This window comes from Serratia sp. Z4 (assembly GCF_009900725.1).
Taxonomy (GTDB): Bacteria; Pseudomonadota; Gammaproteobacteria; order Enterobacterales; family Enterobacteriaceae; genus Serratia; species Serratia nematodiphila.
The window spans coordinates 511,192-524,995 of the sequence record NZ_JAAABD010000001.1 but is presented as its reverse complement, the minus strand read 5'-3'; the positions used below and the strand labels follow the sequence as shown (position 1 = coordinate 524,995).

At 61.1% G+C, this 13,804-nt stretch carries 15 protein-coding genes; 5 read left to right on the top strand and 10 right to left on the bottom strand.

All coding sequences use genetic code 11. The annotated features are described in order from the left end of the window. Positions 1-144 precede the first annotated feature (144 nt). The 6 genes from GT753_RS02640 to trpS form a co-directional block, all read right to left on the bottom strand. Positions 145-609, bottom strand: a complete 465-nt coding sequence (locus GT753_RS02640) for a DUF1456 family protein (RefSeq protein ID WP_004939471.1) — start codon at positions 607-609, stop codon at positions 145-147. A gap of 230 nt (positions 610-839) precedes the next feature. Further along, positions 840-1,739, bottom strand: a complete 900-nt coding sequence (gene phnE / locus GT753_RS02635; RefSeq protein ID WP_033633798.1) for a phosphonate ABC transporter, permease protein PhnE — start codon at positions 1,737-1,739, stop codon at positions 840-842. Then, positions 1,736-2,599, bottom strand: coding sequence for a phosphonate ABC transporter, permease protein PhnE (gene phnE, locus GT753_RS02630; RefSeq protein WP_021503954.1), 864 nt, complete (start codon positions 2,597-2,599; stop codon positions 1,736-1,738). Before phnE (GT753_RS02630) ends, phnE (GT753_RS02635) begins: the two co-directional genes overlap by 4 nt. Positions 2,600-2,677: 78 nt before the next feature. Further along, positions 2,678-3,610, bottom strand: coding sequence for a phosphonate ABC transporter substrate-binding protein (gene phnD, locus GT753_RS02625; protein WP_004939482.1), 933 nt, complete (start codon positions 3,608-3,610; stop codon positions 2,678-2,680). A 41-nt stretch (positions 3,611-3,651) separates the two neighbouring features. Continuing rightward, positions 3,652-4,485 (bottom strand): phosphonate ABC transporter ATP-binding protein, encoded by an 834-nt coding sequence (gene phnC / locus GT753_RS02620; protein WP_004939485.1) that lies wholly within the window; start codon positions 4,483-4,485, stop codon positions 3,652-3,654. 117 nt (positions 4,486-4,602) lie between these two features. After that, positions 4,603-5,610: a tryptophan--tRNA ligase gene (trpS, locus tag GT753_RS02615; protein ID WP_160125228.1), complete on the bottom strand. Its 1,008-nt coding sequence runs from the start codon at positions 5,608-5,610 to the stop codon at positions 4,603-4,605. Between the two features lie 290 nt (positions 5,611-5,900). Here trpS and GT753_RS02610 point away from each other — a divergent pair, with 290 nt between their 5' ends. After that, entirely contained in the window at positions 5,901-6,776 is an 876-nt protein-coding gene (locus tag GT753_RS02610; protein WP_021503956.1) for an NAD(P)-dependent oxidoreductase, read from the top strand. A gap of 32 nt (positions 6,777-6,808) precedes the next feature. Here the strand turns inward: GT753_RS02610 and GT753_RS02605 are convergent, their stop codons facing one another. From GT753_RS02605 to GT753_RS02595, 3 genes are all read right to left on the bottom strand, one after another. Continuing rightward, entirely contained in the window at positions 6,809-7,336 is a 528-nt protein-coding gene (locus GT753_RS02605; protein WP_160125227.1) for a cysteine hydrolase family protein, read from the bottom strand. A gap of 28 nt (positions 7,337-7,364) precedes the next feature. Further along, on the bottom strand, positions 7,365-8,468 hold the full coding sequence (locus GT753_RS02600) for a suppressor of fused domain protein (RefSeq protein ID WP_082996965.1): 1,104 nt from the start codon (positions 8,466-8,468) through the stop codon (positions 7,365-7,367). Positions 8,469-8,630: 162 nt separating this feature from the next. Continuing rightward, complete coding sequence (locus GT753_RS02595) at positions 8,631-9,503, bottom strand: oxygenase MpaB family protein (RefSeq protein WP_015377089.1); 873 nt, start codon at positions 9,501-9,503, stop codon at positions 8,631-8,633. Positions 9,504-9,745: 242 nt separating this feature from the next. Between GT753_RS02595 and GT753_RS02590 the strand changes: the two genes are divergently transcribed. The 4 genes from GT753_RS02590 (at position 9,746) to GT753_RS02575 (ending at position 13,115) form a co-directional block, all read left to right on the top strand. Then, the gene (locus GT753_RS02590; RefSeq protein WP_015377088.1) at positions 9,746-10,189 is read left to right on the top strand and encodes an acetyltransferase; all 444 of its coding nucleotides are present in this window, start codon (positions 9,746-9,748) and stop codon (positions 10,187-10,189) included. 401 nt (positions 10,190-10,590) lie between these two features. After that, complete coding sequence (locus GT753_RS02585; protein WP_021503958.1) at positions 10,591-11,616, top strand: methionine ABC transporter ATP-binding protein; 1,026 nt, start codon at positions 10,591-10,593, stop codon at positions 11,614-11,616. Beyond that, on the top strand, positions 11,609-12,277 hold the full coding sequence (locus GT753_RS02580; protein ID WP_004939505.1) for a methionine ABC transporter permease: 669 nt from the start codon (positions 11,609-11,611) through the stop codon (positions 12,275-12,277). Before GT753_RS02585 ends, GT753_RS02580 begins: the two co-directional genes overlap by 8 nt. Before the next feature lie 19 nt (positions 12,278-12,296). Beyond that, on the top strand, positions 12,297-13,115 hold the full coding sequence (locus tag GT753_RS02575; RefSeq protein ID WP_004939506.1) for a MetQ/NlpA family ABC transporter substrate-binding protein: 819 nt from the start codon (positions 12,297-12,299) through the stop codon (positions 13,113-13,115). Positions 13,116-13,150: 35 nt separating this feature from the next. On the opposite strand, the gene GT753_RS02570 is transcribed toward GT753_RS02575, so the two are convergent. Further along, a complete protein-coding gene (locus GT753_RS02570; RefSeq protein WP_160125226.1) occupies positions 13,151-13,795 on the bottom strand; it encodes a TetR/AcrR family transcriptional regulator in 645 nt (214 codons plus the stop codon). Between the last annotated feature and the right edge of the window lie 9 nt (positions 13,796-13,804).

The window sequence follows — 13,804 nt, the reverse complement described above, 5'->3', positions numbered from 1 at the left end:
ACCATGAAAAAGTAACCGGATAGGCGGCACGCCCTCCATCGATGACGGATGGCTGAGGGCCAGTACAACAACGGCGGGCGGGAGAAAGATAATAAAAAAGGCGCAACCTTGCGATTGCGCCTGATGTTCGATGAACGCTGCGCGTTACTCGCCGCGAACGCGCTGCGCCAGCCCTTTGAGGAAGTAGCGCAGCATCTGATCGCCGCACGGGCGGTAGTTCTTGGTGCCCTCTTTGCGGAACAGCGCGCTCAGCTCCGGCTTGGAGATGCGGAAATCCACCGCGGTGAAAATCTGGTGCATGTCGGTGTCTTTCAGCTCGAACGCCACGCGCAGCTTTTTCAGCACCAGGTTGTTGGTGATTGGCAGCTCAACCGCCGGCGCCGGGAACTTGTCGTCCTTGCCGCGTTTGAAGAACACCAGGCCGTTGAGGAAGTGCGCCATCACTTCGTCCGGGCACTTCTCGTAGCCCGGCTCGCCTTCTTTGATCACGTAAGCGTCCATCGCCGACACCGCCACCTCGAAATCGTCCAGTTTGATAATCTCGACCATTTTGGCGTTGTTAATGCTCAGCATATAGCGCACGCTGCGCAGCACGTCGTTGTTCATCATGGGATTGCATTGCCTTATTTGTCTAACGGGGACGTGCGCATTGTAAAAAAATGCCCCATACCCAAAATAATTGGAGTTGCATCGCGGCGGCAAATTTGTAAGCCCCCGGAGCATAGTTAACTATGTGACCGGGGCGCGCAAATGCAGCCAACAAAGAGGCAGCTCCAAGTATGACGGGTATGGCCGCACACCTTGAATGTGCGGCAGTATAGGGATCGGCAAGGGGTTTCTCAATCGATTTGGCTTTTTTGCTGATACAGCGGGATGTCTTCGCCGATGATGTACTTGTTGCGCAGCAGCGACGAGACCTTGTCCATGATCATCACCACCACCACCAGGATCAGGGTGATGAACATCACCACGTCCCAGTTCCACAGCCGCATGTTCTCCGCGTACACCAGGCCGATGCCGCCGGCACCGACGAAACCCAGCACCGCCGCAGAGCGGGTGTTGGATTCGATCTGGTACAGGCTGAGCGCCAGGAAGGTGGGGAACGACTGGGTGAAGATGCCGTAGCGGTGCTTCTGCAACCCGTTGGCGCCCACCGCCGTCAGGCCGCGGCTCGGGGACTTGTCCACCGCCTCGTGCCCTTCGGCGTACAGTTTGCCCAGCAGCCCGACATCCTGCATCACGATAGCCAACACCCCGGCCAGCGGCCCCATGCCGACGGCGCGCACGAAGATCAGCCCCCAGATCGCCATATCGATACCGCGCAGCACGTCCAGCAAGCGGCGCACCAGCACCGAAATTGGCCGCAGCAACGGCGTCGACATCACGTTGCGCGCGGCGAAGAACGACAGCGGCAGCGCGATCAGCGACGCGGTGATGGTGCCGGCAAACACGATGGCGATGGTGATGCCAATCTGCTGGAAGTAGTACATGAACGGCCAGTTGGCGAAGTCATGCCAGACGAACATGCGCAGGAAATAGCGCCCCAGCTGCTGGCAGCCGTTGATAAACTGCGGCCAACTAATGCCGAAGACCAGGAAGAAGAACACGTAGTACAGCACGATCGCCAAGGCGATCAGGCCGACGGTGCGCAGGTAACGCCCCTGCTGCGCGAAGATCGCCGGATGCTGCTGTTTTAGCTGGCGCAGCGTTTCCGCCGACGCCGGAGTGCCCGCTGTCATTTTGCCCCCTCCACCACGCGCTTGCGCAGCTCGCCCGACACATAGTCGAGCACGGAAACCACCACGATGATCAGCAGCAGCGTCATGCTGACCTGATCGTAGCGGTCGAGTTTAATGTTGGTCATCAGCTCCTGGCCGATGCCGCCCGCCCCCACCAGCCCCAAAATGGTCGACTGGCGAAAGTTGATCTCCAGCCGCATGAAGCTGTAGGAGAGAAACACCGGCTTCACCTGCGGCCACAGGCCAAAGCGCATGCGCTGCAGCGGCGTGGCGCCGCAGGCCGCCAGCCCGCGCACCGGTTTGTTGGAGGCGGTTTCGATCGATTCGTAGAACAGCTTGGTCAGGCTGCCGATGGTGTGCAGCGCCAGCGCCAGGAAGCCGGGAATGGCGCCGATGCCGAACGCCATCACGAACATCACCGCCCACGCCAGCTCCGGCATGGTGCGCAGAAACGCCACCAGCGTGCGGATCGCCAGCCGCACCGAGGCCGGAGTATAGGTGTTGCCGGCCGCCAGGAACGCCAGCACGGTCGCCACCAGCACCGAAAAAATGGTCGCCGCCAGCGCCAGCTGCAGGGTCTCCCAGATCAGCGGCAACTGGATGTTCAGGCGATAGCCCCAATAGGCCAGCGAGCCTTCGGTGCGCCCGTCGGCGAACAGCAGGTGCCAGTGCAGCGTCGGCACGGTTTCGGCCAGATAGTCGAAGAAGTGCGGAATAGACACCCAGACGGTGTGCAGGTTGAACTCGGCGAGGTTGCCGGCGCCCAGGTACAGCACCACCAGCCCGAGCGACCACAGCAGCGCTTCGCGCTTTTGCTTGCTGCGGATCCGTTGGTAATAGTGTGCGAAATCGGTATTCAAAACAGGTCTTCCATCGTTATGGAACAAGGGGTTCAGCATGCTGAACCCCTTCATTCGGGCGGCCGAGGCAGCCGGGAATCAACGGTCGCCTTTGGTCAGCTCGCGCTTCATATCGATGATGGTCTGGTATTCCGCCAGGGTGGTGTCGCCGATGTGCTGTTTGCCGCCCATCGCTTTGATAAAGCACGCGTGATCGTCTTTATCCAGCTTCTTGATGGCGGTGACCACTTTGGCCTTAAAGTCGGCCGGCAGCGAGTTGCTCACCAGGATCGGGCCGTTCGGGATCAGCGGCGACTGCCAGATGATGCGGATCTGTTTCATCAGGTCCGGGTGATCCATGCGGATCATGCGGGTGAACGCGCCGCTGGTGTAGCCGGTGTTGTAGTCGCCGATCATCGACGCCCAGGTCACCGCGCCTTCAAACTGGCCGTTCAGCACGCCGAGGATGTCCTGCTCGTGGCCGCCGGAGAAGGTGACGCTGGAGAAGGTGTTGTTGTATTTGTTGTCGACCGTGCCGCCGAACAGCTTTTTAAACGCCTGGTTCGGGATCAGGAAGCCGGAGGTGGAGTCCGGATCGGCGAAGCCGATGGCCTTGCCCTTCAGGTCTTCCAGTTTCTGGTATGGGCTGCCGGCCTTCACCACCACCACCGAATGGTAGCCGCGCGACTGGTCGACGTCGTCGACCGCGATGCCGACGATGTCCACCGCTTTCGGATCCTTGATGTAGACCGAGGCGAACGACGACGGCGACATGCTGAGCACCAGGTCAATCTTGCCGCCCAGCAGGCCCTGGATCACGCCGGAATAGTCGGACGAGTTGCGCAGCTTGGTATCGACGTTCAGCTCTTTGTCCAGGAACTGCTTCACGCACTGGTTATCGCCGATCTGCTGGGTGGCGTTCTGGCCGCCGAGAATGCCCAGGTTCAGCTCTTTCGGCGCATCCGCTGCGGCAGCATTAAAGACCATCATCGCGCCGGCCATCAGGGTGGTCAGACTCAATACTTTTTTCATTAGGTGTGCCTTGTGTGTAAAGGGTAAAGGTCAAAAGTGCTTCAATGGATCTGATTGGCTTCTTCGCCATACAGCTGGTGCAGGATCCGCTCGTTCAGTTGCGAAGGATGCCCGTCAAACACGATCTTCCCGTGGGCGATGCCGATCACCCGCGAGCAATACTCTTTCACCAGTTCGACCGAGTGCAGGTTCACCATCACCGCGATGCCGTCTTCGCTGATTTTCTGCAGCGCGTCCATGATGCGGCGGGTGTTTTTCGGATCGAGCGACGCCACCGGCTCATCGGCCAGCAGGATTTGCGGATTTTGCATCAGCGCGCGGCAGATGGCGACGCGCTGCATCTGGCCGCCGGAGAGGTGCTCGGCGCGCTGCAGCGCGTGCGGCAGCATGTTGAGCCACTGCAACAGCTCGATGGCGCGAGCGCGGTCGGCGTCATCGAACAGTTTGAAGAAGGATTTCAGGGTGGAGGTGTGGCTCAGGCGCCCCAGCAGCACGTTGGTCATCACGTCCAGCCGCGGCACCAGGCAGAAGTCCTGGAAGATCATGCCGCAGCGCGCGCGCCACTGGCGCATCTGGCGGCCGGCAAGCTGGGCGATATCCTGCGCCACGCCATCGTCTTCGAAGTGCAGCATCTCGCCGCAGCTGGAAGGAATGGTGCCGTTGAGGGTATGCAGCAGCGTGGACTTGCCTGCGCCGGAACGGCCGATCACCGCCACGAACTCGCCGGCGTGCAGATCGAAATTGATGTCATCCAGCACGCGCTGCTGCGCTTTATAGGCCTTACCGAGCCCCTTTACCGATAACACTTTGCGGGATGCGGCGGCGTGCTGCCCTGGGAACTCGTGCTGCGCCAATTTTAACAGTGCCTGAGCCATATGATTTCTCTGGTTTCAGTGGCTAATCATTATGGGCACCTATTAACGAATAAGTTTATGACAGTGGGATGATGGTTTTATGGCCGGGGCGTGACGCGTGCCGCCCCGGCGTGCGCATCATTCAAGGCTAAAGAAGTCCAGCCCCAGCGCCGCCTTGACCTGCTGCAGCGTCTGCCGGCTGACCTGATGCGCGCGGCGGGTGCCATGCTGCAGGATGCGCGTCAGCTCGCCTTTATCGGCGATGAATTCGGCGCGGCGGGTGCGGATCGGCTCGAGCAGGCTCTGCAGGCAATCCTCCAGCAGCCGTTTGATTTTCACGTCCCCCAACCCGCCGCGCCGGTAGTGCGCCTTCAGCTCCGCCACCAGCGCGGCGTCTTCGCAGAAGGCGTCCAGATAGGTGAACACCATGTTGCCCTCCACCCGGCCGGGATCGCTGACGTTGAGATGACCGGGATCGGTGAACATGCTCATCACCGCCTTGTGCACCTCGTCGGCGCCGGCGCCAAGCGGGATGGCGTTGCCGCGCGATTTCGACATCTTGCCCTGCCCGTCCAGCCCCGGCAGACGCCCGACGTTGCTCAACAGCGGCTGGCACTCCGTCAGCACCGGTTGGCCGACGATGTGGTTGAAGCGCCGCACGATCTCGTTGGTTTGCTCCAGCATCGGCAACTGATCCTCGCCGACCGGCACGTGGGTGGCGCCAAAGGCGGTGATGTCCGCCGCCTGGCTGACCGGATAGATCAAAAAGCCGGCCGGCAGGCTGCGGGCGAAATCCTTCTCGGCGATTTCACTTTTCACCGTCGGGTTGCGTTCCAGCCGCGCCACGCTGACCAGATTGAGGTAGTACATCGTCAGCTCGGCCAACGCCGGCAGCGCCGACTGCAGGCAAATGGTGGTCTTGTGCGGATCGATGCCGACCGCCAGATAGTCAGCCACTACGTTGAGCACGTTGGTGCTGATTTTTTGCGGATTGTTGCCGTTGTCGGTCAGGCCCTGCAAATCCGCTACCATCACCGTTTGGTTATGCTGGTGCTGCAGTTCCACGCGCTGGCGCAGCGAGCCGACGAAGTGCCCTAAATGCAGTGGGCCGGTGGCGCGATCGCCGGTAAGAATGGTGTAGCTCATGACAGTGCTCCTGAAGGTCTGTAGACCGCCGGATCAACGCCACAAAAAATAATGCCGCCAAACCGGCGGCATTAAAAAGAGATGTGAATACTCGTGCCGCCTCAGAAGAGGCGCCACCATGACTGATTGTGGGTGGAGTGCATCGATATATTCATGGCATCAAGGTATACCCGCTGCGGCAGCGCGTCAATAACCCACCGCCGATGCGTAAGACGACGTTACACTCCGGCATTTGCGTTCCTGGCCCGGCGCGCTAGGGTAAAACCTTCAACCTGAAAAAGGAGCGCATGATGAAGATCGGATTTGCCGGACTGGGTGGGATGGGCAGCGCCATGGCGGCCAACCTGTTGCAGGCGGGCTTCGCCTTAACGGTATGGAACCGCTCGCCGCAGGCGGCGCAGCCGCTGGTGAGCGCCGGCGCGCGGCAGGCCGAGCGGCCGGAACAGTTGGCCGATGCCGACGTGCTGATCACCATGCTGGCCGACGATGCCGCCACGCAACAGGTGGTGGTGGACAGCGGATTGCTGCAGCGAATGAAACCGGGCGCGCTGCATATCAATATGGCGACCATCTCGGTCGAACTCGCCAAACGCCTGACGACGCTGCATGAGGAACACGGCATCGGCTATCTCGCCGCGCCGGTGCTGGGGCGGGTCGACGTGGCCGCCGCCGGCAAGCTGAATATTCTGGCGGCCGGCGATAGCGAGCGGCTGAAGCAAGCGCAGCCGCTGTTCGATGCCCTCGGCCAGAAAACCTGGCACTTCGGCGCCGATCCGGCGCAGGCCAACGTGGTCAAGATCGCCACCAACTTTACGCTGGCCAGCGCCATTGAAGCGATGGCGGAAGGCAGCGCGCTGGTGCGCAACTACGGCGTGTCCGGCGCCGACTACCTGCAGATGCTGAGCAGCACCGTCTTCGCCGCCCCGGCCTATCAGGGCTATGGCGCGCTGATCGCCGCCGAGAAGTATTCACCCGCCGGATTCCGGCTGGCGCTGGGGCTGAAGGACGTCGGGCTGGCGCTGGCCGCCGGCGCCGACAGCCATACGCCGATGCCGTTCGCCGGGGTGCTGAAAGACAACTTCCTCGACGCGATGGCGCAGGGGGATGCGGATCTGGACTGGGCGGCGCTGGCCAAGGTGGCGGCGCGGCGGGCGGGCCTGAAATAACGAACGGGGGCGTTGGCCCCCGTTTTCCGTTCTCAGAACACGATGTCCGCCGCGGGCACCGCGCGGATCGGCACGCCGAAGCTGTCGATGTTCGACAGCGTCTCGTTATGGTGGGTGCGGATCAGCAGGCCGTCGGCATAGGATTTGTCGTGGCAGGTATGCGCATCCGCCGCCAGCGTCACCGGATAGCCGCGCGCCGCCGCGCTGCGCACCGTGGTATCGATGCAAAACGGCGTGGAGTAGCCGCACACCACCAGCTGCGATACGCCGTTGGCGATCAGTAACGCGCCGAGCGAGGTGCGCAGGAACGAGTCCGGCGTGGTTTTCTCCACCCGATGGTCGCCCGGCGCCACCGTCAGCGCCGCGAGCACTTGCCAGGCGGCGCTGCCGTGCGGCAACTCATCGTCCGGCGTATGGTGCTGAATGACGACAACCGGCGCACCGGCCCGGCGGGCGCGCTCGCTCAGCTGATTGATGCGCGCAACGGTGTCCGCGGCATCCGCCGGCGGCGGCGTAAACAACCCTTCCTGCACATCGATAATCAACAGCGCGGTGGTCATGGCGGCTCCTGAAGAAAAGATAAGCGCGTCAGCACACCGGCTGGCGCGGGCGGAAAATATGGTCGACGCCCTGCTCGCGCAGCCTGTGCACCAGATCGTGCCCGCCATTCGGCGTGGCGTGCGCCAATTGGCGCTCGGCGGTAAACACCGGGCTGGCCCAGAACAGGTTAACCGGATCGCCATACTGCTGCGGCAGAGCCAGGTGCGCGTGATGCGGGTAGAAGGACGACGATAAAATATAGCCCTCATAGCCCAGCGGCGCCACGTCGGACTCCAGCGTATGTCCTTCGCCGATCCAGGTCAGCCGCGCCCACGGCGCATGAGCGAAACCGGCCAGCGCGCTGGCCATCTGCACCGCGTTGTCTTCGGTCATGTATTGACTGTCGATGGCGATCGCCATCTCCATGCGGCGATAGCGCGAAGCCTCGTCGTTGAACAGGATCTCCACCCACGGCATCGGCCGGATGCTGACCCCCATGGTGAGGAAGTAATAGATGCCGTCGCGTTCGTGCTGGGTGATGGCCATCGGCGGCCACTTGCCCTGATCGATGGCGTAGTATTTTACCGAAGGGCCGAAATGCGGCTCATAGCGCGCCTGAAAATCGCGCTGCATCTTCGGCCACGGATTGCCCTCTTCACGCTGCCAGCTGCGCCAAAACTGGCGGGTGCTTTCCGCCAGCGCATATTGGGTGTTGGTCGAGGCCGAACCGAGCGGATAGGCCAGTGGGCTCTCCTTGATACAGCTGGCCGAATAGCACACCGAATGATCGATATACAGGCTCCAGCCGGGGATCACCGCCAACAGTTGGCCGTAATACCACAGGGCCGCGCCGTCGTCGCTTTCGCTCCACACCACCATCAGCCCTTCCGGGTTCAGCGGCGCTTCCCCTTCCAGGTTGCGGCAATACTCCGCCGCCAGCATCGGCGGCTGCCCTTGTTCCAGCGCGGCGCGATCTTCCTGCAGCGGCGCGGCGGCCAGATTGCGCAGCCAACAGGCGCGCACCTGATAGCGATCGCTGTAGGCTTCGGCGGGATAGATATAAAAATAGGCTGCCCGGTGATCTTGCTGAACCACCGCGACCAGCGTCTGGTTCTCATTGCTGACTTCAGCAAGTACGTATGACTCGTTCATATCACCTCAATAGGGTCAGGGCGCGGCAGAATCGGCTGCGCGCCAAAAATGGAATGTGGCTTTGCCCCAAGTGTAAAACGCATTACTGGCCGGATCACCCGTAAAAGTCTCAAAAACGGCCGTAAACGAAGATAAACAAAGGCTAATTATAGCGGCTGCGGCTCATGATGGCTGAGTGATGCGCCGCACCGCACGCTGATAGGAACCGTTGCGCATCGACGCGCCCAGCACCTTGCCCAAACCGGCGGCGCCCGTTCGCACCAGCCGCCGCCGCAGCGCACCCGGATGAAAACCGAACTGCCGCTGCGCCCAATCGGGTAACAGATCGATGCCCGCCTGCATCACCACCCCGCCGAGGGGGCGCGCCAATGCGCTCGGCGCCGGCGCCTTCAGCAGAATGCGCGCCACCTCTTGCGTGCGTTCATCACACACCAGCTGCGGCCGCATCGCCTGCAGGTATTCTTCGACCTCCGCGCAGGACTGAGGAATTGCCGTCGCCCCCAGCGCGGCGGCCACGCGCGCCGCTTCACGATAGTATTGATCCTGCAAATCGCGGGAAAGATGGGGGTTACGGTAGCGCAGGTGGCTGGCCAGAAAGCGGCTGCTCTCCGCCACGTGCACCCAGGTCAGCAGCGCCGGATCGCTGGCGGCATAAGGCGTGCCGTCGCCGCCGACGCCGGTTACCCGCAGATGGATGGCTTTGACTTTGGCGATCAGCCGCTCCGCCTCGGCGGTCGGGCCGAAGGTGGTGACCGACACGAACTGGCTGGTGCGGCGCAGGCGGCCGATCATATCGTCGCGAAAATTGGAGTGATCCCATACGCCGGCCAGCGCCAGCGGGTGCAGCATTTGCAGCAGCAAGGCGCTGACGCCGCCGCACAGCATCGGCGTGAAATCGCGATGTACCTGCCAGATGACAGACTGCGGGCCGAACAGCCCCGGATCGCCGGGCGGATTCTCAAAATCGACGCCGCCGAGCGCCAGCCCGGTGAGGCTGAGCACCTGTTTCTCTATCGCTGCGCGTACCGCTTCCATCCTGCCGCCCTCTTGCTCATTCAGCGGCCAGTGTATCACGCGGCGAGCGCCTCATTGCGCCCTGCGGCGGTTGAAAGCATTAACTTGCTGAATTACAGTTGTTATACCGCTTGCGAGAAGGCGGGCCTATTCGATCCACTGCAGAGGCGCTTTGCAGGGCGTTAACCCACGTTAATTCGGCACTAACCCCACAAAACCTCTATCTAGTTTCTTTTCCTTCAACTTAGATAGCAGAGAGTTCGATGATTACCATCAGAGCACGCGCGGCGGAAGACAACGCGCAATTGGCAGATATCTGGCTGCGTTCGGTGCGCGCCACCCACCATTTTTTAACCGAAGACAACATCGCGCAGCTGTTCCCGCTGGTGCTGAACGACTACCTGCCGGCGGTCAACGTTTGGGTGGCCGAAGAACGCCCGGGGCATCCCTGCGGCTTTATCGGCCTGAACGGCAACAAGGTGGAGATGTTGTTTATCGACGCGGATCAGCGCGGCAAAGGGGTGGGCAAAGCGCTGCTGACCCACGCGGAAACGCTGCACGATGAGCTGCAGCTGGACGTGAACGAGCAAAATCCGCAGGCCAGCGGCTTCTACCGCCACTACGGGTTTGTCATCACCGGCCGCTCGCCGCTCGACGGCCAGGGCAACCCGTTTCCGCTGCTGCACATGAAGCTGGACAAACGCTAGCCCTCCGCCGGCCGCCCTGCGGCCGGTCAGTCTATTGACAAAGAGGGGAAAAAGCGTGGTTTTTCCCCTCTTTGTGGTGATCAGCCGAAAATCAATAAATTGATTTTCCTTGTTTTTTATTCGGTGCTCTCTGCCAACCCAGCAAGGGTATAAGGTTTGTCATCAATCTCGCCGGCCGCCCTGCGGCCGGTTTTCTTCCCCCGCCTCCCCCGCCGCCTTATATATCAAATCAGAATAAGTAATAGATTTTACATTCTTCCTGTCACTATCAACCCTCGGTAGGATTGCCCGGTATTCACCCGCAACAGAGGTTCCGTCAGCCGAAAAGCCGAACGATCTCTGTCCGGCGCACCGCGCTCTGGACGGAATGCTGTGATGTATCGATAAGGATCCGCTTCGCTATGATCGTTCTTTCGAACGTTTGCAAAACTTTTGACAGCACACAGGGCCGCGTCGTAGCGGTAGACAACGTCAGCCTGGCGGTAGAGGCCGGGCAAATTTACGGCATCATCGGCTACAGCGGCGCCGGCAAAAGCACCCTCATCCGCCTGCTCAACGGCCTGGAAACGCCCACCAGCGGCCGCATCGACGTCGGCGGCTTCGATATCGCCCGCGCCAAAGGCAGCCATCTGCGCCAGGCGCGGCTGAAAATCAGCATGGTGTTTCAGCACTTCAATCTGCTGTGGTCGCGCACCGTCAGCCAGAACATCGCGTTTTCCATGCAGATCGCCGGCGTGCCCAAGGCGCAGATTGCGCCGCGCGTGGCGGAACTGATCGCGCTGGTCGGCCTGCAGGGGCGCGAAAACGCCTACCCGTCGCAGCTCAGCGGCGGCCAAAAGCAGCGCGTCGGCATCGCCCGCGCGCTGGCCAATAACCCGAGCGTGCTGCTGTGCGACGAGGCCACCTCGGCGCTCGATCCGCAGACCACCGACGCCATTCTCGACCTGCTGTTGGACATCAACCGTCAGCTGAAATTGACCATCGTGCTGATCACCCACGAGATGCACGTGGTGCGCAAAATCTGCCACCGCGTGGCGGTGATGGAAAACGGCCGCATCGTCGAAGAAGGCCCGGTGCTCGACGTGTTCACCCGGCCGCAGCAGCCGATCACCCGGCAGTTCGTCAAACAGGTGTCGCAGTATGCGGACACCGAAGAGAGCTTCAACCCGCAGCTCACCGCCCACCTGCCGGGGGCGATTTTCAAGTTGACCTTCGTCGGCGTGCAAACCCATCAGGCGGTGATCTCTGAAGTGATCCGGCGCTACGCCCTGACCATCAACATTCTGCACGGCAAGATCAGCCACACCCTCAACGGTTCGTTCGGCGAACTGTACATCCACGCCGAAGGCAACGAACAACAAGTCGCCGACATGCTCAAGTTGCTGAACGAAAGAAACATCGCCGTCGAGGTTATCCAACATGATTGAATCCCTGTTCCCCCACCTGCGTCTGGACCAACTGTGGGACGCCACCTGGGAAACGCTGTACATGACCGGCATCGCCGGTTTGGCCACGCTGGTGCTGGGCATCGTGCTCGGCGTGCTGCTGTTTTTAACCTCGAAGGGCCAGCTGTTGCAGAACCGGGCGGTCTACTCGCTGATCTCCGTGTTGGTCAACGTCTTCCGCTCCATTCCGTTCATCATTCTGATCGTGCTACTGATCCCGTTCACCAAGTCGCTTATCGGCACCATTCTCGGCGCAGATGCGGCCCTGCCGGCGCTGATCGTCGGCGCAGCGCCGTTCTATGCCCGGCTGGTGGAGATCGCGCTGCGCGAGGTCGACAAAGGAGTGATCGAAGCGGCGCGCTCGATGGGCGCCAAAAACCGCACCCTGATTTTCCGCGTATTGCTGCCGGAAAGCTCGCCGGCGCTGGTTTCCGGCATCACCGTCACCCTGATCGCGCTGGTGAGCTACACCGCGATGGCCGGGGTGATCGGCGCCGGCGGACTGGGCAACCTGGCCTATCTGGAAGGCTTCCAACGCAACCACAGTGACGTGACGCTGGTGGCGACGCTGACGATCCTGCTGATCGTTTTCGTCATTCAGTTCATTGGCGACACCCTGACAAGAACGCTCGATAAACGTTAATTAACCAAGGAAAACGATGATGAAAAAGCACCTACTGATGTTGGCTTTCGCCTCCGTCGCCACTCTGGCTTCTTTTGGCGCCGCCGCGGCGACCAAGCTGGTGGTCGGCGCCTCCAACGTGCCGCACGCCGAGATCCTCGAACAGGCTAAACCGATACTGGCAAAAGAAGGCATCGATCTGCAGATCAAGCGCTTCCAGGACTACATCCTGCCGAACACTGCGCTGGCCAGCCATGACATTGACGCCAACTATTTCCAGCACGTGCCTTACCTGAACTCGGTGCTGAAAGACCACGCCGACGACAAGAGCTACGACTTCGTCAGCGCCGGCGCGATCCATATTGAGCCTATCGGTATCTACTCGAAGAAGTACAAGAGCCTGAAAGATCTGCCGGAAAACGGCAAAATCATCATGCGCGACGCGGTGGCGGAAGAAGGCCGCATCCTGTCTATTTTTGAACGGGAAGGCGTGATCAAGCTGAAGCCGGGGGTGAGCAAAGTGGACGCGCGCATCACCGACGTGGTGGAAAACCCGAAACACCTGAAGTTCCAGGCCAACGTTGAGGGCGCGCTGCTGCCACAGATGTATAACAACAACGAAGGCGACGCGGTGGTGATCAACGCCAACTACGCCATCGACGCCGGGCTGAATCCGACCAAGGATCCGATAGCGGTCGAAAGCGGCGAAAACAACCCGTACGCCAACATCATCACCGTGCACAAAGCCGACGTGAACAAGCCGGAGATCGTGGCGCTGGTCAAAGTGCTGCACTCAAAACCGATTCAGGACTTTATTCGCGAGAAGTACCAGGGCGCGGTGATCCCGGTCAATCAGTAATGGGTTAAACGGCCCGGTAAAAGCCGGGCCGGTTGTCACACCTTATTGCCAATCTGGCTGAGCCGCGGCCACACCAGCATCAACGCCTCCAGCAACCGCAGCAGATCGCTGCGGCTTGCCCCTTCGCGCGCCTGCACCGACATGCCTTCAATGGTACAAATGACGTATTTCGCCAGCAGCGCGGTGTCGGTCTTCGCCAGCAGTTCCCCCTGCTGCAGCTTGCGATCGAAACAGGCTTTCAGCGCCGCTTCCTGGGCATGATGTTTTTTGCGCAGCATCTGGGCGACGTCGTCGGACGCGGACGACAGCGCGGCGGAGGCGCACACCATAAAACAACCTGACGGCGTATCGGGATCGGTAAACACTTCGACGGAAGAACGCACGTAGGCCTCGACGATCTCGGCTACCGGCAACGCCTGTTCCAACAGTTGGTTGGTGCAGGTGGTGTATTTTTGCAGATAGCGTTCCACCGCCGCGCGGAACATCCCTTCCTTGTTGCCGAATTCCGCATACAGCGTTGGCGCTTTGGCGCCGGTCACTTCCACCAGATCGGCCAGCGAGGTGGCTTCATAGCCGTGCCGCCAGAACAGATCGAGCGCGCTTTCCAGCGCCCGGTCGCGATCAAATTGTTTCGGCCTGCCACGGCTCTTTTTGCCGCAGACCTCTTCATTGATGCTCATCATTCTCTC

Excerpts from the sequence above, each read along its gene's own strand:
- GT753_RS02640 (WP_004939471.1), bottom strand. The coding sequence starts at position 609 with ATGATGAACAACGACGTGCTGCGCAGCGTGCGCTATATGCTGAGCATT.
- phnE (WP_033633798.1), bottom strand. The coding sequence starts at position 1,739 with ATGACAGCGGGCACTCCGGCGTCGGCGGAAACGCTGCGCCAGCTAAAA.
- phnD (WP_004939482.1), bottom strand. The coding sequence starts at position 3,610 with ATGAAAAAAGTATTGAGTCTGACCACCCTGATGGCCGGCGCGATGATG.
- phnC (WP_004939485.1), bottom strand. The coding sequence starts at position 4,485 with ATGGCTCAGGCACTGTTAAAATTGGCGCAGCACGAGTTCCCAGGGCAG.
- trpS (WP_160125228.1), bottom strand. The coding sequence starts at position 5,610 with ATGAGCTACACCATTCTTACCGGCGATCGCGCCACCGGCCCACTGCAT.
- GT753_RS02610 (WP_021503956.1), top strand. The coding sequence starts at position 5,901 with ATGAAGATCGGATTTGCCGGACTGGGTGGGATGGGCAGCGCCATGGCG.
- GT753_RS02605 (WP_160125227.1), bottom strand. The coding sequence starts at position 7,336 with ATGACCACCGCGCTGTTGATTATCGATGTGCAGGAAGGGTTGTTTACG.
- GT753_RS02600 (WP_082996965.1), bottom strand. The coding sequence starts at position 8,468 with ATGAACGAGTCATACGTACTTGCTGAAGTCAGCAATGAGAACCAGACG.
- GT753_RS02595 (WP_015377089.1), bottom strand. The coding sequence starts at position 9,503 with ATGGAAGCGGTACGCGCAGCGATAGAGAAACAGGTGCTCAGCCTCACC.
- GT753_RS02590 (WP_015377088.1), top strand. The coding sequence starts at position 9,746 with ATGATTACCATCAGAGCACGCGCGGCGGAAGACAACGCGCAATTGGCA.
- GT753_RS02585 (WP_021503958.1), top strand. The coding sequence starts at position 10,591 with ATGATCGTTCTTTCGAACGTTTGCAAAACTTTTGACAGCACACAGGGC.
- GT753_RS02580 (WP_004939505.1), top strand. The coding sequence starts at position 11,609 with ATGATTGAATCCCTGTTCCCCCACCTGCGTCTGGACCAACTGTGGGAC.
- GT753_RS02575 (WP_004939506.1), top strand. The coding sequence starts at position 12,297 with ATGAAAAAGCACCTACTGATGTTGGCTTTCGCCTCCGTCGCCACTCTG.
- GT753_RS02570 (WP_160125226.1), bottom strand. The coding sequence starts at position 13,795 with ATGAGCATCAATGAAGAGGTCTGCGGCAAAAAGAGCCGTGGCAGGCCG.